Source organism: Nocardia halotolerans, assembly GCF_042650145.1.
Lineage (GTDB): Bacteria > Actinomycetota > Actinomycetes > Mycobacteriales > Mycobacteriaceae > Nocardia > Nocardia halotolerans.
Window position 1 is genome coordinate 25,997 of sequence record NZ_JBHSDL010000003.1, and the last position, 19,842, is coordinate 45,838.

17 protein-coding genes, 1 tRNA gene and 1 riboswitch are annotated in these 19,842 nt (G+C 68.3%); of the genes, 9 read left to right on the forward strand and 9 right to left on the reverse strand.

Annotated features, from left to right (window positions below):
- The first annotated feature begins 382 nt into the window (after nt 1-382).
- From ACFO5K_RS02725 to ACFO5K_RS02740, 4 genes are all read left to right on the forward strand, one after another.
- Nucleotides 383-589, forward strand: coding sequence for a cold-shock protein (locus ACFO5K_RS02725; RefSeq protein WP_011206895.1), 207 nt, complete (start codon nt 383-385; stop codon nt 587-589).
- A 259-nt stretch (nt 590-848) separates the two neighbouring features.
- Complete coding sequence (topA, locus tag ACFO5K_RS02730) at nt 849-3,803, forward strand: type I DNA topoisomerase (RefSeq protein ID WP_378555527.1); 2,955 nt, start codon at nt 849-851, stop codon at nt 3,801-3,803.
- Between the two features lie 233 nt (nt 3,804-4,036).
- Nucleotides 4,037-5,233 (forward strand): DNA polymerase III subunit delta', encoded by a 1,197-nt coding sequence (locus ACFO5K_RS02735; RefSeq protein ID WP_378555528.1) that lies wholly within the window; start codon nt 4,037-4,039, stop codon nt 5,231-5,233.
- A gap of 56 nt (nt 5,234-5,289) precedes the next feature.
- A tRNA-Thr gene (locus tag ACFO5K_RS02740) sits at nt 5,290-5,365 on the forward strand.
- Between the two features lie 163 nt (nt 5,366-5,528).
- Here ACFO5K_RS02740 and ACFO5K_RS02745 read toward each other — a convergent pair.
- Nucleotides 5,529-6,467, reverse strand: coding sequence for a hypothetical protein (locus tag ACFO5K_RS02745; RefSeq protein ID WP_378555529.1), 939 nt, complete (start codon nt 6,465-6,467; stop codon nt 5,529-5,531).
- 65 nt (nt 6,468-6,532) lie between these two features.
- Between ACFO5K_RS02745 and ACFO5K_RS02750 the strand changes: the two genes are divergently transcribed.
- Nucleotides 6,533-7,114 (forward strand): helix-turn-helix domain-containing protein, encoded by a 582-nt coding sequence (locus ACFO5K_RS02750; protein ID WP_378555530.1) that lies wholly within the window; start codon nt 6,533-6,535, stop codon nt 7,112-7,114.
- Nucleotides 7,115-7,123: 9 nt separating this feature from the next.
- Nucleotides 7,124-8,488 carry an alpha/beta hydrolase family protein gene (locus tag ACFO5K_RS02755; protein ID WP_378555531.1) on the forward strand — a complete coding sequence of 455 codons (1,365 nt, stop codon included), beginning with the start codon at nt 7,124-7,126 and terminating at the stop codon, nt 8,486-8,488.
- A 96-nt stretch (nt 8,489-8,584) separates the two neighbouring features.
- Here ACFO5K_RS02755 and ACFO5K_RS02760 read toward each other — a convergent pair whose 3' ends face one another.
- On the reverse strand, nt 8,585-9,673 hold the full coding sequence (locus ACFO5K_RS02760; RefSeq protein ID WP_378555532.1) for an alpha/beta fold hydrolase: 1,089 nt from the start codon (nt 9,671-9,673) through the stop codon (nt 8,585-8,587).
- A gap of 203 nt (nt 9,674-9,876) precedes the next feature.
- On the opposite strand from ACFO5K_RS02760, the gene ACFO5K_RS02765 reads away from it, so the two are divergent.
- Together ACFO5K_RS02765 and ACFO5K_RS02770 are read left to right on the forward strand one after the other, a co-directional pair.
- Nucleotides 9,877-10,353 carry a DUF2752 domain-containing protein gene (locus tag ACFO5K_RS02765; protein WP_378555533.1) on the forward strand — a complete coding sequence of 159 codons (477 nt, stop codon included), beginning with the start codon at nt 9,877-9,879 and terminating at the stop codon, nt 10,351-10,353.
- 38 nt (nt 10,354-10,391) lie between these two features.
- Nucleotides 10,392-10,577: a hypothetical protein gene (locus ACFO5K_RS02770; protein ID WP_378555534.1), complete on the forward strand. Its 186-nt coding sequence runs from the start codon at nt 10,392-10,394 to the stop codon at nt 10,575-10,577.
- Here the strand turns inward: ACFO5K_RS02770 and ACFO5K_RS02775 are convergent.
- The 3 genes from ACFO5K_RS02775 to ACFO5K_RS02785 form a co-directional block, all read right to left on the reverse strand.
- Nucleotides 10,562-11,917, reverse strand: a complete 1,356-nt coding sequence (locus ACFO5K_RS02775; protein ID WP_378555535.1) for a M1 family metallopeptidase — start codon at nt 11,915-11,917, stop codon at nt 10,562-10,564. The genes ACFO5K_RS02770 and ACFO5K_RS02775 overlap by 16 nt on opposite strands.
- Complete coding sequence (locus ACFO5K_RS02780) at nt 11,917-15,804, reverse strand: Pls/PosA family non-ribosomal peptide synthetase (RefSeq protein WP_378555536.1); 3,888 nt, start codon at nt 15,802-15,804, stop codon at nt 11,917-11,919. The genes ACFO5K_RS02775 and ACFO5K_RS02780 overlap by 1 nt, the downstream gene beginning before the upstream one ends.
- Nucleotides 15,805-15,958: 154 nt before the next feature.
- Complete coding sequence (locus ACFO5K_RS02785) at nt 15,959-16,381, reverse strand: MarR family winged helix-turn-helix transcriptional regulator (RefSeq protein WP_378555537.1); 423 nt, start codon at nt 16,379-16,381, stop codon at nt 15,959-15,961.
- Between the two features lie 158 nt (nt 16,382-16,539).
- A riboswitch (SAM riboswitch) is annotated at nt 16,540-16,654 on the forward strand.
- Nucleotides 16,655-16,697: 43 nt separating this feature from the next.
- Between ACFO5K_RS02785 and ACFO5K_RS02790 the strand changes: the two genes are divergently transcribed.
- Nucleotides 16,698-18,014 carry an aminotransferase class V-fold PLP-dependent enzyme gene (locus ACFO5K_RS02790; RefSeq protein ID WP_378555538.1) on the forward strand — a complete coding sequence of 439 codons (1,317 nt, stop codon included), beginning with the start codon at nt 16,698-16,700 and terminating at the stop codon, nt 18,012-18,014.
- Between the two features lie 13 nt (nt 18,015-18,027).
- Here the strand turns inward: ACFO5K_RS02790 and ACFO5K_RS02795 are convergent, their stop codons facing one another.
- The 4 genes from ACFO5K_RS02795 to ACFO5K_RS02810 form a co-directional block, all read right to left on the reverse strand.
- Complete coding sequence (locus ACFO5K_RS02795) at nt 18,028-18,297, reverse strand: Txe/YoeB family addiction module toxin (protein WP_378555539.1); 270 nt, start codon at nt 18,295-18,297, stop codon at nt 18,028-18,030.
- Nucleotides 18,290-18,547 (reverse strand): type II toxin-antitoxin system Phd/YefM family antitoxin, encoded by a 258-nt coding sequence (locus ACFO5K_RS02800; RefSeq protein ID WP_378555540.1) that lies wholly within the window; start codon nt 18,545-18,547, stop codon nt 18,290-18,292. Before ACFO5K_RS02800 ends, ACFO5K_RS02795 begins: the two co-directional genes overlap by 8 nt.
- Before the next feature lie 64 nt (nt 18,548-18,611).
- Nucleotides 18,612-19,079 carry a flavin reductase family protein gene (locus tag ACFO5K_RS02805; protein ID WP_378555563.1) on the reverse strand — a complete coding sequence of 156 codons (468 nt, stop codon included), beginning with the start codon at nt 19,077-19,079 and terminating at the stop codon, nt 18,612-18,614.
- A gap of 162 nt (nt 19,080-19,241) precedes the next feature.
- Complete coding sequence (locus tag ACFO5K_RS02810) at nt 19,242-19,718, reverse strand: YbaK/EbsC family protein (RefSeq protein ID WP_378555541.1); 477 nt, start codon at nt 19,716-19,718, stop codon at nt 19,242-19,244.
- Between the last annotated feature and the right edge of the window lie 124 nt (nt 19,719-19,842).

A 19,842-nucleotide genomic window follows, 5' to 3' on the forward strand; every position in this document is an offset into this window, starting at 1 on the left:
CCGCAACCTGCGATTTCGTAACCCAATAGCGACCTGGGTCACACCAGGTTTGCTGGAAGCTCGCCCGGTTATCGCGAAGCAAACAGACTGAAAGTACGGATTCACCCAATGGTCCCAGTACCAGCGCATTCGCAAGATCAAGAATTTTGCAAATTGTCGGTAACTCGACTGTTGAATTGCTCGAAGACATGGTTCACTGGGTCTCGGTCGCAAGCTTCTGTGTTCGAGGTACGGATCCAAAGTCCAACCATCAGCAGGATCGATGTTGCGAACGCGGTACTACAGGCTTTCCTTGCAGGGGGATCTACGGTACAGCGGTCGGAACGGGCCCGGTGGACGAACCCAGTTGTCCGCCGTTCCGGTATGAAAGAGAAGGAACAGAATGGCACAGGGAACTGTGAAGTGGTTCAACGCGGAGAAGGGCTTCGGCTTCATCGCACCCGAAGATGGCTCCGCCGACGTCTTCGTCCACTACTCGGAGATCCAGGGGTCGGGCTTCCGTACCCTCGAGGAAAACCAGAAGGTCGAGTTCGAGGTCGGCCAGGGCACCAAGGGCCCGCAGGCCACCGGCGTTCGCGCGCTCTCCTGAGTCGCGAAACACAACAGCGCTCGTCCCCCACCCCCGCACGCGGAGGTGGGGGACGAGCTGTTTCCGGGTACGATCGCCCGGAAGGACGTACTCGAGCCGGACTCGAGGACCCGCGGCGCCAGCCGCCGTAGGCACAGCCACCCCGGTGCGCAGGGTATAAACGTCACTGGTGGCGATGTTCAACCGTCGCGCCGTCTGCCGCAGCCGCGTACCGAGCGGACTTCCCGACGCGCGGATCTATGAAGGAAGGTGTTCGCCGGTGGCAACACGAGACCGCAGTTCAGCCGACCAGGGGCGTCCCCTGCGTCGTCTCGTGATCGTCGAGTCCCCGACGAAGGCCCGCAAGATCGCGCCGTATCTGGGCGCCAACTACACCGTCGAAGCATCGGTGGGCCACATCCGTGACCTCCCGCGCGGTGCCGCCGATGTTCCCGCCAAATACAAGGGGCAGCCCTGGGCGCGCCTCGGTGTCGACGTCGACCACGACTTCGAGCCGATCTATGTGGTGAACCCGGACAAGAAGGCCAAGGTCGCCGAGCTCAAGGGCCTGCTGGCCGACGCCGACGAGCTCTACCTCGCCACCGACCCCGACCGCGAGGGCGAGGCCATCGCCTGGCACCTGCTCGAGACACTCAAGCCGAAGGTCCCGGTGCGCCGGATGGTCTTCCACGAGATCACCGAGCCCGCGATCCTGGCCGCCGCGGCCGACACTCGCGAGCTCGACAGCGACCTGGTCGACGCGCAGGAAACCCGCCGCATCCTGGACCGCCTCTACGGCTACGAAGTCAGTCCGGTGCTGTGGAAGAAGGTCATGCCGCGGCTGTCGGCCGGTCGCGTGCAGTCGGTCGCCACCCGGGTGATCGTGCAGCGCGAGCGTGAGCGCATCGCGTTCCGCTCCGCCGAGTACTGGGACATCGCGGCCAAGCTCGACGCCGGTGTCGACGAGAAGTCCGACTCCACCAATCCGCGCACCTTCGGTGCCCGGCTGGTGCAGGTCGAGGGCGCTCGCGTCGCGTCGGGCCGGGATTTCGGTTCCGACGGTCAGCTCAAGTCGGCCTCCGGTGTGGTGGTCCTCGACGAGGCGTACGCACGCCGGCTGGCCGACTCGCTCGACGGTGTCGACCTGGTGGTCAGCTCAGCCGAGGCAAAGCCCTACTCGCGCAAGCCGTATCCGCCGTTCATGACCTCGACGTTGCAGCAGGAAGCGGGCCGCAAGCTGCGGTTCACCTCCGAGCGCACGATGCGGGTGGCGCAGCGGTTGTACGAGAACGGCTACATCACCTACATGCGTACCGACTCCACGACGCTGTCGGAGTCGGCGATCGCCGCGGCCCGCTCGCAGGCCACCCAGCTCTACGGCTCGGAGTACGTCTCGCCGACGCCGCGTCAGTACACCCGCAAGGTCAAGAACGCGCAGGAAGCGCACGAGGCGATCCGCCCGTCCGGTGACACCTTCATGACACCGGGTCAGCTCGCTGCCAAGGTCGACCAGGACGAGTTCCGGCTCTACGAACTGATCTGGCAGCGCACCGTCGCCTCGCAGATGGCCGACGCGCGCGGCACCACGCTCACGCTGCGCATCACCGGCACCGCCCGCTCCGGTGAGGAATGCGTGTTCTCCTCCTCGGGTCGCACCATCACCTTCGCCGGTTTCCTGAAGGCCTATGTCGAAAGCGTCGACGAAGAGGCGGGCGGCCAGTCCGACGACGCCGAGTCGCGCCTGCCCGCCCTCGAGGAAGGGCAGGGCGTCACCGCGGTCGAGCTCAACCCCGACGGGCACAGCACCAACCCGCCGGCCCGCTACACCGAAGCCTCGCTGATCAAGACCCTCGAGGAACTCGGCATCGGCAGGCCGTCGACGTACTCCTCGATCATCAAGACGATTCTCGATCGCGGGTACGTGTACAAACGTGGCAGCGCGCTGGTGCCGTCGTGGGTCGCGTTCGCGGTGGTCGGTCTGCTCGAGGCGTACTTCGGCCGGCTCGTCGACTTCGACTTCACCGCCGCGATGGAAGACGATCTCGACGCGATCGCCGGTGGTCGTGAGCAGCGCGGAAACTGGTTGTCCAGCTTCTACTTCGGCGGCGATCACGGCGCCGAGGGTTCGGTGGCGCGCTCGGGTGGCCTCAAGAAGATGGTCTCCGTGCAGCTCGACGACATCGACGCGCGCGAAGTGAACTCGATCAAGATGTTCGTCGACGACGAGGGCCGCGACGTCGTGGTCCGGGTCGGCCGCTTCGGGCCGTACCTGGAGCGGATGGTCACCAATCCTGATGACCCCGAAGGTGATCCGACTTCGCAACGGGCGAATCTGCCCGACGATCTGCCGCCCGACGAGTTGACGCCGGAGGTGGCCGAGAAGCTGTTCTCGACACCGCAGGAGGGTCGTTCACTCGGCGTCGACCCGGTGTCGGGGCACGAAATCGTCGCCAAGGAAGGGCGTTTCGGCCCGTACGTCACCGAGGTGCTGCCCGCACCGCCCGCAGCCGACAAGGCCGCGGCGCCGGCGAAGAAGACCAAGAAGGCCGCCGAGGTCAAGCCGCGCACCGGTTCGCTGTTCAAGTCGATGGACCTGGCCACGATCACCCTCGACGACGCGCTGATGCTGCTGTCGTTGCCGCGGGTGGTCGGCACCGACCCCGCTTCGGGTGAGGAGATCACCGCGCAGAACGGGCGCTACGGTCCCTACCTGAAGAAGGGCACCGACTCGCGTTCACTGGCGACCGAGGACCAGTTGTTCACCGTCACGCTGGAGGAGGCGCTGAAGCTCTACGCCGAACCCAAGCGGCGCGGACGGCAGGCGGCGAGCGCGGCACCGCTGCGCGAACTGGGTAAGGATTCGGCCACCGACAAGCCGATGGTGATCAAGGACGGCCGCTTCGGCCCCTATGTCACCGACGGCGAGACCAATGCCAGCCTGCGCAAGGGCGACGAGGTCGAGTCGATCACCGACGAACGTGCCTCCGAACTGCTCGCCGATCGCCGTGCGCGTGGTCCGGTGAAGAAGGCCGCCAAGAAGACAGTGAAGAAGGCGGCCAAGAAGGCGCCGGCGAAGAAGGCTGCGGCGAAGTCGACGGCGACCAAGACCGCCACCAAGACGGCTACCAAGACCGCTACCAAGACTGCGGCCAAGAAGACCGCGGCGAAGAAGACGGCCGCCAAGAAGGCCCCGGCGAAGAAGGCGGCAAAACCCGCTGTCACGGAAGAAGACTGAGACTCGGCGCTGATCCATCGGACCTATGGCAGGGTCCCTGCGTTCGAGCGAGCGGAATGCGACGCGCTGGGTTGCGGTATCGGTAAGTGACAGCCGAAGCGCAGCTGGAGCGGAATGCGACGCGCTGGGCCGCTGTAGTGGTGCGTGACAGTCGAAGCGCAGCAGGAGCGCGTGCACGCGCGGCCCTCGACCGTCTGGCGGCAGTGTCGTAGGGCGCGACTAGGGTGTGTTCCGTGGCAGGTGTCTTCGATCGACTGGTCGGCCAGGACGTGGTCGAGACCGAGCTGACCGCTGCCGCCACGGCGGCGCGAGCCGGTGTCGTCACCGGGGCGATGACGCATTCGTGGTTGTTCACCGGCCCGCCCGGTTCGGGGCGGTCGGTGGCGGCGCTGTGTTTCGCCGCGGCGCTGCAGTGCACCGATCCCGATGTCGTCGGCTGCGGCAGCTGTCACGCCTGCACCACCACGATGGCAGGCACGCACGGTGACGTGCGCCGGATCATCCCCGAAGGTCTGAGCATCAGCACCAAGGAGATGCGCGCCATCGTGCAGATCGCCTCACGGCGGCCGAGTACCGGCCGCTGGCAGATCGTGGTGGTCGAGGACGCCGACCGGCTCACCGAGGGCGCGGCGAACGCCCTGCTCAAGGTGGTCGAGGAGCCGCCGGACCGCACCGTGTTCCTGCTGTGCGCGCCGTCGGTCGACCCCGAAGACATCTCGGTCACCCTGCGCTCGCGGTGCAGGCATGTGCACCTGGTGACACCGACCGTCCCCGCTATCGCGCAGGTGTTGCGCGAGCGCGACCACCTCGACGCGAAGACCGCCGAGTGGGCGGCGTCGGTGAGTGGCGGTCACGTGGGCCGGGCCCGTCGCCTGGCCACCGACGACGACGCCCGCACACGCCGCCGCCGCGCCTTGGCCCTGGTCGGTGCCACCGAACGGCCGGGCGCGGCCTATGCCGCCGCCGACGAACTGGTGAAGTCGGCCGACGACGAAGCCAAACAGATGAGTTCCGAACGCGACGACCGCGAACGCGACGAACTCGCCACCGCCCTCGGCGCGGGCGGCACCGGCAAGGGCGCCGGCTCGGCCACCCGCGGTTCGGCGGGTGTGCTCAAGGATCTCGAACGCCGCCAGAAGTCCCGCGCCACCCGCACCGGCCGCGACGCTCTCGACCGCGCCCTCATCGACGTCGCGGGCCTGTACCGCGACGCCCTGGCCCTGCGTTTCGCCGGCCGCGCCGCCACCATCACCCTCACCCACCCCGACATGGCCGACGAGATCCGCGACCTCGCCACCGACGTCACCCCCGAAGGCCTGCTCCGCAGCATCGACGCCGTCCTGGCCTGCCGCGAAGCCCTGGACCTCAACGTCAAACCCCGCTTCGCGGTAGCCGCCATGGTCGCCACCCTCATCAACGCCCGCTCCTGACCACGCGTTTTCGCGTTCCGCCCTTCCCGAGATAGACTCGCACCGCCGAAAGGTACGCCGCCTTAGCTCAGTCGGTAGAGCGCTTCACTCGTAATGAAAAGGTCGCGAGTTCGATTCTCGCAGGCGGCTCCACTCGGAAAGCGGTCCTAACCAGCCGCTTTCCGATCTTTCGCTTGCTCTGAGACGGTGCAGAACCGTTCTTGTCACGCTCTTCGCCACAAGAGTCTCTCGAGTGCCCGCCGCTCACACCGCCACATCGTCATAGCGACTCCGCCCCTGAGCGAAGTGAGCGCGCCTAGTCGCTGGGGGTGTGGAGGTGTCCGCCGAGGAGGGTCCATACTGTTTCGCGTTCTTCGGCGAGGTCGATGGGGGTGCCTGCGAGGGTGGTGAGCAGGGGTTGTAGGGGCCAGGTGGCGAGGTGGGCGTAGCGGGCGGAGTAGATGCCCACGTCGGTGAGGCCGTAGGTGTCGGTGTGGTCGAAGAGGGCGTAGGTGATGAGCTGGTAGAGGTCGGTGCCGGTGAGGGAGTCGGCGCGCAGGCCGGTGCGTTGGTGCTTCGGGCCGAGGTGGGTTTTCAGGTCGATCAGGGTGCCCGCGCTGATCAGGTCGGCGTCGGCGTTGCACAGGACCGAGGCGTCGAAGGTGGGGCCGGGGTAGCTGGGGGGATGTAGGTGGGGGAGTAGGTGTTCTTCGGCGAGGACGCGTAGTTCCCAGAGTTGGCGGATGGCGTCGGCGGGGGTGAGGGCCAGTAGGTGGTCGGGGGTGAAGCGGCCGGTTCTGAGCAGGTTGTCCAGGGCTGATTCGCGGAGCAGGCCGCGGCGGTAGACATCGGTGCACATGGCCAGGGCCCAGCAGGCGCGGCTGAGCTGGTCGGTGTCGGCGGGGGTCACGGCGACCTGGGCGGTTTCGATCACCGATTCGATGACGGCGCATTCGCGGGGGTGTCCGAAGAAGCCGAGTAGCGGCAGCAGCGGGGCGTGGTCGGGGACCAGCAGGAATCGGACGGTGAAATCGAAGGCGGCGCCCAGGGTGGCGGGGTTGGCGCCGCCGGTGTCGACCGAGAGTGGTCCGGCGCCGCGCCGGTACTCGGCTTGCACGCTTCGCGTGTTCGGATACCGCTGGTGCAGGTACTCGCGCAGGGGAGAGGTCTTGTCGCGCAGTGCGGCGGACAGGTTGGTGTAGACGTACACAAGCCTCCGATCCGGGCCGGTGGTGCGTGCTGTCGATAGTGCCATGGGCAGCGGCTCGTGTTGCATAAATTTCTTTGCACAGATTTGTGTGCAAAGAGTAATGTGCATATATGGCAGACGAGGTACCACCCAGGGAGATCACCGATCCCGCCGCTCTCCGGGCGCTGGCCCATCCCCTGCGTCAGCGGATCCTGCGCGCGCTCGCCGAGTCCGGGCCGGCGACCGCCACGGCGCTGGGCGCGCAGCTGGGGCACAACACCGGGGCGACCAGCTACCACCTGCGCCGGCTCGCCGAACACAGCTTCATCGAAGAGGCACCGGAGCTGGCCAAGGGCAAGGAACGGTGGTGGCGTTCGCCGCGCAAGGATCTGCGCTACCGGATGGATCGGGAGCAGTCACCGGAAATGCGCGAGCTGATGGAAGGGCTTGTCGCCCAGCACATCACCGAAGACGTCGAGCTGTTCCAGCGTTTCCGGGCCGAGCGTGCCGAGCTGGGGGAGTGGGCCGACATGATGCCCTTCTCCCGCGGTGATATCTACGCGACGCCCACCGAACTCGAAGAATTCTTCGAGGAGTACATGACGCTGCTGAAGCGTTTTCAGCAGTCCCACCAGCAGGACCGGCCCGGTGCCCGGCGGGTGCTCACGCGCTTCCTCGCCTTCCCCGCGCCTGGCCCGAGCGCCGGAGAATAGGACCGAGTCGTGTTCCGACGAATCATTCTGCTGACCATCATGATCGCCGCTGTCACGGGTGCTCCCGTGGCGTCCGCACAGCACACCACCACTGTGGACATCACCTTCACCCGCACGGACGGCACGACCACGAACGGCACGGTCCACGCCCCGGTCGACGCGACCGGAAGGCCCGGTGTGGTGCTGGTCCACGGATCGGGTGACGGCACCGGCGAGCACTACGACCTGGTCGCGGCGGCTTTCGCGCGCGCGGGCATCGTCGCGTTGCGTTATGACAAACGCACCGAGGGATATACGCCGGCGCACCGCGACTACTCACTCCTGGCCGACGACGCACTGGCAGGACTCGCGGCGCTCCGTGATCGGGCCGAAGTCGACCCGGCGCGAGTCGGTTTGTGGGGTCTGTCCGAGGGCGGATGGGTGGCGCCGCTGGCCGCCTCGCGATCCGCCGACGCGAGTTTCCTGATCACGGTCGGCGCGAACTCGGTGGCGCCCGCCGTGCAGCAAACCTGGGCGAACGAGACCCGGTTCGGCACCGCGGGCGTACGCGGCTCGATGGTCGACGTGCTGGCCCGCAACGGTATCCGGCAACTGGTGGCCGCCGGTCAGTTCGCGCAGGCCGACTACGACCCGATTCCGGTGCTGGAGCGAATCACACAGCCGGTTCTCGCGATCTGGGGCGATCAGGACCGTCTCACCCCGCCCGGTGACAGCCTGCGTGACTTCCAGGCCACCTTCGACCGGGTCGGCAAGACCGATTACACGCTGCGCATCCTGCCGAATGCCCAGCACGGCGGACAGCCCACCACCGACGGCTTCGACAAGCTTCCCGGCTTGGTGCCGGAATATGGCGAGCTCATGGGCGAATGGGTGAACGGCCTGCCCGCCTCGGCCACGCCACCGTCGGCGGATCAGCCGCCAGCGCAGGGCCATTCGGCACAGCCGCCGGCTCCCGCGCGCTGGTGGGAATCGACCGCGGTGCAGCTGTCCCTGTTGTTCGGCGTGCTGCTGACGATGGCCGGCTACGCGGTGACGGGCATGGTGAAATCCTGGCGGCTCGTGGATCGAGGCCCGGCGCGTGTGCTGCTGGGCACGACGACGGTCGGCATCGTGGGCACCGTCATCATGCTCGGCTATGTCTTGACCACCCGTGCGACCTCGTTCGGGCCCCTGCTGTTCGGCCGGACGCTGCCGTGGCTGGCGTTGCAGCTGATCGCTGTCGCCGCGGTGCTCGCCCTGGGTGTCGTGCTCGCTCGCGCCCGCCACACCTTGTCGGGCGCGTCCGCGGGCGCGCGGGCGCGCTGGGTGCTGTTGGTCTGTGGCGGCACAGGTTTCCTCCTGTGGGCGCTCTATTGGGGGCTGCTGCTCCCGTGACGGCAGAGGCCCTCGACCGGATTCCGGTCGAGGGCCTCGCTCGCGGTTACTCCTGAGTCGATCGCCGTTGACCGAGCTCAGGAGAACTGGCTCGGGTCAGCGTGCTGCGGCGTTGCGGCGGGTGGCCCGAGAGTTCAGGGAAGTGCGCATGATCCGGTGCACGACGGTGTCGAAGGCTTCGGTGTCTTCGATATTGCTGAGGTGCCCGTGCGGCAGCACCCGGAAACTGGCCAGGTGACTCCCGCGACGCAGGATGTCGACCATCGGGCGCGCCATGCGCGGCGGGAGCAGCCGGTCCTGGGCGCTGGCGATCACCGTGGTGGGCACGGTGAGGTTGGCGGTGCCTTCGGTCAGGTCCATGTCGGCCATCGCCGCGGCGTGCCTGGCCCGAGCCAGCGGACGGCACGACCGGATGATGCCGATCGCGAAGTCGATCTCCTCGGCGGTGGCTTCGGGGGTGAGGATGCGGTAGCGGAACACCTGCTCGGTGAGCCAGCCACCGGGGATCGGGACCGGCGTGAACAGCACCGACTCACTGACCGGCTGCGGCATCCGCACCGGTGCGCCGAGGAAGGTGACCGGGTAGGTGGCCAGCGTGAGCTGCTTGTTGAGCAGCGGCAGGAGATCGGTTTCGGCCCGGATGTCGGAATTGGCGGTGTTGGCCAGCAGTACGGCCGCGGCCCGCTCGGTGACCTGCTCGGGGTGATGCTTGGCCCAGGCCTGAATGGTGAGTCCACCCATGCTGTGACCGGCCAGTACGGCCTGCTCGCCGGGACGCAACGTGGCGTCCAGGACGGTGGCGAGGTCGTCGGCGAGGGTGTGCTCGCTGGGTGCGGTGGTGCCGAGGGTGGATTCACCGTGGCCGCGCTGGTCGTAGGCCACCACGCGGTATTCGCCGGCGAAGGCGCTGATCTGCGGGTTCCAGTATTCGATGCTGCAGGCCCAACCGTGGATGAGGACCAGGGTGGGCGCGGTATCGGGGCCGTAGACGTGGACTCGGAGCTCGGCGCCGTCGGCGGTGGTCACCGGGATCACCTGGTGCGCGGCTTCCGGGGCGTTCAGCTTCGCTGTCGCGAAACTGCGGGTACGCAGTCCGGCACGGAACTGGGCGGTCAGGGCGCCGGTCTCGAGGTGAGAGACCATGGATCGCGCTGCCGCGAGCGTCATCATCGACTTCGCAAGCATGTCGGCACTCCTTTGTGTCGTAGGCCACCGTACAGTGCGAGCTCGCGTGCTAGCTAGTGTTAGCGGGTCACAGTGTCCCATTTGTTGTCGACTGGGTCACGCGACGCGCTCATACTGTGAAATCGCCTGAAGTCGCCGGAAAATTACAGATCCGCGCACCTGGTGTGCTGGCGGTGACCACCGCCCGCCGCTACCGTGGGGGGGTGGATAACGCGCATGTCACGACCGGCTTTCCCGGCGCAGGACCGCAGCGGGAACCCGCGCCGCAGACCGCGCAGCCCACCTGGCAGCGGTTGACGCCACCACTGCTGACCGCGGGCCTGGGCGTCGGCGTGCTGGCCCTGCTGCGCTTTCGCGACCCCCACGTAGCAGGCTCCTACGGTCTCTGCCCGGTCGACGCGCTGTTCGGTGTGTACTGCCCCGGTTGTGGCGGTATGCGCGCCGTGCACAACCTCACCGACGGCCGGATCCTCGATTCGCTGCACAGCAACGTGCTGGCCCTGCCGCTGATCATCGCGTTCGTGGCGTTCGTCGTCGACTGGTTCCTGCGTGCCCGCCGCGGGCAGAACCCGCGGCTGCCGGGACTGGGCCGTGCCACGGTGTGGACTTTCTTCGGCTTGCTCGCCGTCTACACCGTCGTGCGCAACACCCCGTGGGGAACCTGGCTCACACCCGTCTGAAGGTGGTGCGCGCGCCGAGCAGCGGGCACTCTGGAGTCATGCGCGATTCACTGAAGGATCGAGTCCGGCAGAAATTGTTGCGCCAGCTGGCCGAGGACGGGCCCGATCCCGAACAGGACGACGCCCGCCACATCTCGGTGGCCGACGACCTCGAGGCGCTCGAAATGGTGCCGACCGACGACCCGCTCGTCGAGGAACTGGCTCAGCGTTATCTGGTGTTCTGATGACCCTGCCCGCCCAGCGGCGGTAGTTGCGGTAGCTCCGCGGTGCCCAGCCAGAGCGCGAACAGCCCGCGCAGTGGCGCCACGCTGTAGTGACCCGCGAGGTCGACGAATTCTTCGGTGGTGACCGAGGAGTGCCGGTAGCGCGCCGTCCATTCCCGCAGGAGTTCGAAGAACAGGCGGTCGCGCAGCTCCAGGCGCAGCGCGTGCAGAGTCAGCGCGCCCCGCTTGTAGACGCGGTCGTCGAACATGTCCTCGGGACCGGGATCGCCGACGATGATGTCCTGCGGCTGGCGGGCCAGATTCGCGCGGGCGGCACGGGCCAGCTGGTCGGCGCTGGGGCCGCCCGCGGCTTCGGACCAGATCCATTCGGCGTAGCAGGCGAAACCCTCGTGCAGCCAGATGTCGCGCCAGTGCTTCAGGGTGAGGCTGTTGCCGAACCACTGGTGGGCCAGCTCGTGGGCCACGAGCCGTTCCGCGCCGCGCCTGCCGTCGCAGTGGTTGGCGCCGAAGATGGAGATGCCCTGCGCTTCGATCGGGATGTCGAGGTCGTCGTCGGTGACCACCACGCTGTAGTGCTCGAACGGGTAGGGCCCGAACCGTTCGGCGAACAGCGCCATCATCTCGGGTTGCCGGGCGAAATCGTGGTCGAAGTTCGCGCGCAACCGCGCCGGAACGACGGCATGCATCGGCACCGGTTCGCCGGGCGAGCCGACGCGGTACTTGCGGTAGTGGCCGATCTGGACCGTCGCCAGATAGGTCGCCATCGGCTCGGGCGCCTCGTACACCCAGGTGGTCTGGCTGGCCTTGGCCTGTTTGCGAACGAGGGTGCCGTTGGCCATGGCGTAGTACGGGCTGTCGGTGGTGATCGAGATCCGGTACGACGCTTTGGCACTGGGGTGGTCGTCGCACGGGAACCAGGAGGCCGCGCCGTTGGGCTGGCTGGCGACCAGCGAACCCTCGGTGAGTTCCTCCCAGCCGACCTCACCCCACTGCCCGCGCACGGGTTTCGGTGTGCCCGAGTACTGGACGGTTATCTCGAGGACCCCGCCCGCCGGGATCTTCTGCTGCGGGGTGATTGCCAGCTTGCCGTGCTGATGGACGAATTTCGCTGCCTTCGACCCGTTGACGAGTACCTTCGACACCGCCAGTGACTGGGACAGATCCAGCGTCACCCAGAGGCGCACCTCGGTGGTCACGGCGATGACCACAGCCCGCCCGGTGAGCCGGTTGCTGGCCGGTTTGTAACTGAGCTCGAGCTCGTAGCGCGACACCCGGTAGCCCCGGTTGCCGTTCTGCGGCAGATAGTCGTCGATCGGGTCCTCGTAGAACTTGCTCCGCATCAGGCGGGACCGGCCCAGGGCGAGATGGGGTTGCCCCACCAACGCGTCGACGGCGGGACCACGTCGCCGCGCATCACCAGCGAGGCGGGTCCGATGGTGGCGCCGGCCCCGATGTGGGCGGCGGGCAGGGCGACACAGTGCGGTCCGAGGGTGGCGCCCGCGTCCAGGGTCACCGTGTCCATCGCCATGATGCGGTCGTGGAACAGGTGGGTCTGCACCACACAACCGCGTTCCACGGTCGCACCGTCACCGAGTGTCACCAGGTCCGCCTCCGGTAGCCAATAGGACTCGCACCATACCCCGCGACCGATCTTGGCACCGAGGCCGCGCAGCCACAGATTCATCACCGGAGTACCCGTTGCCGCGCGGGCGAACCAGGGTGCCGCGACAGTCTCCACGAAGGCGTCCGATACCTCGTTGCGCCACACGAACGAGCTCCACAGCGGGTGCTCGATCGCGCGAATCCGCCCCACCAGCAACCATTTCGCGGCGATCGCGCACGCCCCCGCGACCGCGCCCGCCACCATCAGCACCAGCCCGGACACCAGCGCGGCGACCAGGTAGCCGGCGTGGTCGGCGATCAGCGCGAGGACGAACAGCACGCCCAGCCCGATCGCGAAGGTCACCATCACCGGCACCAACCGGCAGGTCTCGACGAAGGCGCGCGCCAGCTTCAACCGCAGCGGCGGATCGAACGTGCGTGAGGTGTCGCTGGATTCGGCCGCGCGACGCAACCGCACCGGTGGACTACCCAGCCACGACGACCCCGCCTTGGCCTTGCTCGGCGCGGCCGAGAGCACCGCGACCAGACCGTTCTTGGGTACTCGGCGTCCCGGCGCGGTCATGCCGGAGTTGCCGAGGAAGGCGCGTTTGCCGACCTTCGACTCGCCGATGCGCAGCCAACCGCCGCCGAGTTCGTAACTGCCGATCATGGTGTCGTCGGCCAGGAACGCGCCGTCGGCGACCACGGTGAACTTGGGTAGCAGCAGCACCGTCGACGCCTCGACGTTCTTGCCGATCTTGGCACCGAGCAGGCGCAACCAGACCGGGGTGAGCAGGCTGGCGTAGAGCGGGAACAAGAATGTGCGGGCCGAATCGAGCAGTCGTTCGGTGGCCCACACCTGCCAGCCGGTGCGGCTGCGCACCGGGTGATAGCCCTCGCGCAGGCCGATGCCGAGCAGGCGCACCGCGAGCACGGTGGCGGCGGCGTAGACGGCCAAGCTCAGCAGAGTGGCCACCGGCAGGATGGCGAAACCGCGCAGGGCGGCCGCGCCGATGGTGGTCTGCTCGCGGATGCACCAGGCGATGAAGGTGCCGCCCACGGCCAGGCCGAACACCGGCATCGCGGCCAGCACCATCGATGACAGACCGAACACCAGCAGCCAGTGCCTGGCGCGTTCGGGGGCGTGGTCGGGCCAGCGCCGCGGTGCCTTACCGGTTTTCGCGGCCGGTGAGCCCGCCCATTCCTGTTCGCCCTTGACCTTGCCCGACACCGCCGAGCCGGGCGCGACCTCGGCTCGTTTACCGATCTTGGTGCCGGGCAGCAGGATCGAACGGGCGCCGATCACCGCACCGTCACCGATGGTGATGCCGCCGATGTGCACGCGGTCGCCGTCGACCCAGTACCCCGACAGATCGACCTCGGGTTCCACACTGGCGCCGTCGCCGAGCTCGAGCATGCCGGTGACCGGCGGCAGGCTGTGCAGGTCGACGCCCTTGCCGATCTTCGCGCCGAGCGCGCGGGCGAAGGGCACCATCAGCGGTGCGCCGGAGAGGTTCTCGGCGCCGCTGGCCTCCGAGAGCCGCACCGCGGCCCACAATCGCAGGTGCACTCCGGAGCCGCGGGCGTAGGTGCCGGGGCGGACACCGGCGAGCAGGACGCGCGCGCCGGCCACACACAGCGTCATCCGGCCCAGTGGCGAGATGAACAGTACGAAGGCCAGTGCGATCCACCACCACGACAGCCGCGGCAGCCAGGGCAGTGAACCCGACCAGCCCGCGATGGCCGACACCATCGCCAACCAGGTGACCCATTGCAGGCCGGTGAGCGTGGTGAGCGGCACGGTGGCCAGCACCTGGGTGAGCTGTGCGCGCCGCGGGGTCGGCTCGACGACCCGGGTGTCCACGGCCGCGACCGGGGCGCTGCCGTCGAGCAACTCGACCAGCGAGCCCAGGCGCGGATGGTCGTAGAGATCGGCGACGGTCACGTGCGGATACCGTTCGCGCAGCGCGCCCACCAGTTGCGCCGCCGCCAGCGACCCGCCGCCCACATCGAAGAAATCGGTGTCGAGACCGGTGACCTCGGCGCCGAGGATGGCATCCCACAGTCCGGCCACCCAGGCGGCGGTGCCGCGCAGGCCGTGCTCGGCCGTGTCGTCGGAGCTGGGCAACGGCCAGGGCAGGGCGTCGCGGTCGACCTTGCCCGACGTGCGGGTCGGCAGATCGGCGACCACCGCGAGGCGGGGCACCAGTGGCGCCGGAAGTTGTTCGGCCAGTATCGCTCTGGCCTTCTTCGCATCGAAGTCGGGTCCGGCGCCGGTGAGGTAGCCGACGAGTATCTTGTTGCCGGCCTTGGTGGTCCGGATCGCGGCCGCCGCCCCGCTGACACCGGGCAGATGTTGCAGCGCGTTGTCGATCTCGCCGAGTTCGATCCGGCGGCCACCGATCTTGATCTGGTCGTCGGCACGGCCGAGGAAGATCAGTCCCTCGGGATCGTTGCGCACCAGATCGCCACTGCGATAAGCGCGTTCCCAGCCGAGCGAGGGCAGCGGCGCGTACTTCTCCGCGTCCTTGGCCGGGTCCAAGTAGCGGGCCAGGCCGACGCCACCGATCACGAGCTCCCCGGTCTCGCCCACCGGAACCGGGTTGCCCTGCGGGTCGACGACGGTGAGATCCCAGCCGTCCAGCGGCAGGCCGATGCGGATCGGCATCGTGCCGTCGAGCAGCGCGGCGCAGGCCACCACGGTCGCTTCGGTGGGGCCGTAGGTGTTCCACACCTCGCGTTCGGCGCCACCGGCGAGCCGTTCGGCCAGCTCCGGGGGCACCGCTTCGCCACCGAAGATCAACAGCCGCACCGAGTCCAGGGCCTCGGCGGGCCAGGTCGCGGCCAGTGTCGGCACGGTGGACACGATGCTGATCTCGCGGCGCATCAACCACGGGCCCAGGTCGGCGCCGGTGCGCACCAGGTCACGCGGGGCGGGCACCAGGCAGGCGCCGTGCCGCCAGGCCAGCCACATCTCCTCGCAGGAAGCGTCGAATGCCACCGACAGCCCGGCCAGCACCCGGTCGCCGGGGCCGATCGGGGCGCCGGGCAGGAACAGCCGGGCCTCGGCGTCGACGAAGGCGGCGGCGTTGCGGTGCGTCACCGCAACACCTTTCGGCGTGCCGGTGGAACCGGAGGTGAAGATTATCCAGGCGTCGTCGTCCGGGCTGGGCAGGGTGTCCCAGTCGGAGATGTGGCCGGTGGCGGTGGTGGCCGACTCGATGCCCGCGGCGGTGGCCATCGCGCTCACCCTGGCCTCCCCGAAGACCAGGCGGGCGCGTTCCTCGGGGTCGTCGGCGTCGACGGGCACGTACGCGGCGCCGCAGTAGAGCACCGCCAGAATCGTCACGTACAGCGCCGCGCTGCCCGAGGGCATCCGCACGCCCACCCGGTCGCCCGGTCGCACCCCCGCGTCGGTGAGTTCGGTCATCCTGGCCTCGATCGCGGTGATCAGCTCCAGGTAGGTGAGCACCACCGTGCCGTCGTCGATGGCCGGTGCGTCGGGGTGGGCGAGGGCGGTGCTGGTCAGGATGTCGACCAGGGTGCGCGGCGCGGCGGCCAGATCGGCGCGCAGCAGCGGATCGCGCGGCCGGTCGGCCGGGACCTCAGTGTGTGGCTCGAGCATCGCGCTCAGTCCACCTCTCATCGGTTGACCCCCATCGGTGTCTGTTGTTTCACGGTCGGGTTACCGGAGGGCAAACGGGATGGTCACCAGATGCCAACGGTACTCGGGAGTTGGTGGGGCCGACGGCATCCGCGCGCGCGGGCGTCGGCGCTCGTCACGGGAGCTCGCCGAGGGCGGTGAGCGTGAGCCGGTGCAGGGTGGCGCGTTCGCCTGCGTCGAGGCGGTCCAGTACGCGGGCGGTGGCCTCCGCGATCAGCTTGTCGGTGCGCTTGCACTGTTTGCGTCCGGCCTCGGTGATCCGCAGCCGGTACTTGCGGCGGTCCTTGCCGTCGCGGGTGCGTTCGACCAGGCCCGCGCTTTCCAGCGCGTCGATCAGGCGGACCACTTCACTGCGGTCGATGCCGAGCGCGTCGCCCACTTTCTTCTGCGTCAGGTCGGCGTTCTCGGCGATGAAGGTGAGCACCCAGTGATCGCGCAACGGCAGGTCGATCTCGGCGTGCAGGGCCTTGGTGAGCCGCCCGAGCGCGTACACCGGATAGCGCGGAAGGCCGCGCACGGAGTTCGGGTTCGTGGACATGGCGGCCACTCTAACAAATAGTAGAGAAGCTCAATCATTTGGTGGTGCCATCATGGTGTCGGCAGATGGTCAGGGACGCCACGCGATGAGGGCAATTCAGGGGCAATCGCGAAACGGGTGGTTGACACGCGCCCGGGTCGTCTGCCAACCTCGGTGCAGGTCACGAGTGCCAGCGTTCAGCCCCGGCTTGCTGGTCGGCAACCCTCCTCCGCGGTGGGGTGCTCCGGGTGACGACCAGGCCGGCGTCCGTTGGGGACGCGGCAAGCGCGGACTCACCCCTTTGCGGAACGAGTCCCAGAGCCGACGGGATTTCGTCATGACTGCAGTACTCGACCCCACCTGCGCCCTCGCCACCGTGTCCGGTGCCGACCTGCGCGTCCCGCTGGTGCAAGGCGGCACCAGTGGCTACGTCAACTTCGACCACGCGGCGAGCGCGCCCGCTTTGAAGCAGGTCACCGACCGGATCTCGGCCCTGCTGCCGTACTACGCCAGCGTGCATCGCGGCGCGGGGTACGCCTCCCGGATCAGCACCGAATGCTACGAAGCATCGCGCGGCGCGGTGTCGCGGTTCCTCGACGCCGACGACGACCAGGTGGTGGTGTTCACCCGCAACACCACCGATTCGCTGAACCTGCTGGCCGGCTGCGTGCCGGGGGAGACGGTGGTGCTCGATATCGAGCACCACGCCAACTTCCTGCCCTGGACCGCACACGGCAGGCGGGTGGTGCGGGCCGCCGACACTGTCGAAGAGACCGTTCAGCGTCTGGTCGCCGAGTTGTGCAGCAAGCCGGCCGCGCTGCTCGCGGTGACCGGAGCTTCCAACGTCACCGGCGAGGTACTGCCGTTGGAGCGCCTGGCCACCATCGCCCACCTGTGCGGTGCGCGGCTGCTCGTCGACGCCGCCCAGCTGGCCCCGCACCGGCGGATCTCGTTGCGCGAGACCGGTATCGACTACCTCGCCTTCTCCGGGCACAAGCTGTACGCGCCGTTCGGTTCGGGCGTGCTCGTCGGCCGCCGCGACTGGCTCGACGACGGTGCGCCCTACCTGGCCGGTGGTGGCGCGGTACGCGAAGTCGGTGTGGCACAGGTGGAATGGGCCGTCGCGCCGCAACGCCACGAAGCCGGTTCGCCGAATGTGCTCGGCGCGGCCGCCATCGCCGCCGCCTGCGACGCCCTCGGCGCCATCGATCCCGCCGACCTCGTCGCGCACGAGAGTTTTCTGGCCGACCGGCTGCGTAACGGGTTGAGCGCCATCCCCGGTGTCGAACTGGTCCGCATCTGGTCCGACAGCCCCGACTGCGTGGGCATCGTCGCGTTCACCGTCGCCGGTTACGCCCCCGGCCAGGTCGCCGCCTACCTCTCCGCCGAACACGCCATCGGCCTGCGCGACGGCCGCTTCTGCGCACACCCCCTGCTGGCGAGCCTCGGCCTGGACGCCGCCCTCCGCGCCAGCATCGGCCTCGGCACCACCCTCGCCGACACGGACCGCCTGCTCACCGCCGTCTCCACCCTCGTCACCCACGGTCCCACCTGGACCTACACCCGCACCGACGGCCACTGGAATCCCACTCCCGAAACCCGCCCCTTAACCCCCGATTCCCCCGCGGGCGCAGCCCCCTGCCTACTCGGCTGAGCTCCGCTGATCGCTACTCGTCGTAATGTCCGCCAACGGCGGTGACGACGATCTCGGAATCGGTGACGTAATAGATCATCCGATGTTCTCTGTTGATCCGGCGAGACCAGTTCCCGGAGAGGTGGTGTTTCAGTGGCTCGGGCTTGCCGATGCCCCCGAATGGGTCGGCAAGCGCGGCGGCGATGACCTTGTTGGCCGCCTTCAGTACTGTCCGATCTCTGGTGAGCCACGATGTGTACGTCTCCCAGCCGTACGGGCTGAAGGTGAGTTTCCGTTCAGGCACCGGGATCGATCAGCTCGTGGGCCTCGAAGTTGCCTTCGCGGGCATCTCGGGCGGACTCGAGCAGTCTGACGCCTCCGTGGGTGGCGAGAACATACAGCGTTTCCTGAATCGAGTTCCAGTCCGACTCCGAGACCAAGACGGCATTTTCCCCTGACTTGGTAACGACGGTGACGGTGTCGTGGTCGTCGTTGACCTGCTGCACCAGCTTGAAAAGGTTCTGGCGCACGGAGGAAATCGGTAGTGCAATCATCGGAACCCCGTCCAGTAGTTGTACGAAATATTGTACGACTACGGGTGGTGTCCAGTGGATCAACTCAGGTGTCGAGGGCGGTGGGGCGGTGGTATCTGCCGTTGTAGTAGAGCAACGGCGCCGCCGAGGGGGATTCCTCGGTTTCGTCGTGGACCCGGGTGACCAGGCCGACGGCGAGGGTGTGGTCGCCCAGGTCGATCAGTTGGTGGACGGTGGTGCGCAGCCAGATGGGCGTGCCGTGCAGGACGGGTTCGCCGGTGTCGAGGGTGGTCCACAGGGAGCGGTCGGTGAAGCGGTCGGCGGCGGTGCGGGAGAAGCGATGGGCGAGGTGGTGCTGGTGTTCGCCCAGGAAATGGATCACCACCGAATCGGCGGCCCGCAACGCTTCGATGCTCGACGAGGTGTGCGCGATGTTGAACGACACCAGCGGTGGCGCCAATGACAGTGACGCGAACGAGGTGGCGGTGAACCCCACCGGCCCGGTCTCGGCACCGATCGTCACCACCGTCACGCCGGACGGATAGTGCCGCATCGACGCCCGGTACTGCTCAGCCGTGATCCCGCTCAGATCGTCGGGAACCACCAACTCGTCCGGAGAACGTCGCACATCACCCACCGCCCCAACCTACGCCCGCACCGCGCGGTGGGCCCACCGGTGCCCGCGAGGTTGTCCGGTCGCTGGGTGTGGCCGGGATCAGTCGACCTCGAGCGGCAACCCGGCGGTGATGCGGACGAGTTCACGGAAGTTGGTGCGGAACACGGTGTTCGGGTGACCGCCCGCCGCCCAGATCTCGGCGGGCCGCGACAGTGCGGTGTCCACCCAGGTGGGCAGGTTGGTGGGGTGGCCGAGCGGGGCGGTGCCGTCGAGCGACTGGCCGGTGACGCGTTCGGCGAGGGCCGGTGCGGCCGGGGCGAGGTGGCCTTCGAGGCGGTGACCGGTGCGTTCCAGGTGGACCCGGTGGTGCCCGGCGACCAGGAGCAGGATGGGGTCGTTGTCGAGCAGGAACACCTGGGCGGTGATGATCGCGGTGGGGTCGGCGCCCAGGGTGCGTGCCGCTTCGGCCGCGGTCGGTGCGGGCGTCTCGGGGCACACGATGACGCCGTGGTGACCGCGGGCGATCAGTGTGTCCGCGACCCGGCACGCGACTGCCGGAAGAGTCGACCTGCCCATGTCAACCAGGGTAGGGCCCCGAGCCGAGATGCGCCGGGGGAGTTACACATTCGAGTTGCCCCGGATTTGCGGCCGGGATGGTCGCGGACGCGGGCGGCGGGGACGTGGATGGAGGCGCGATAAT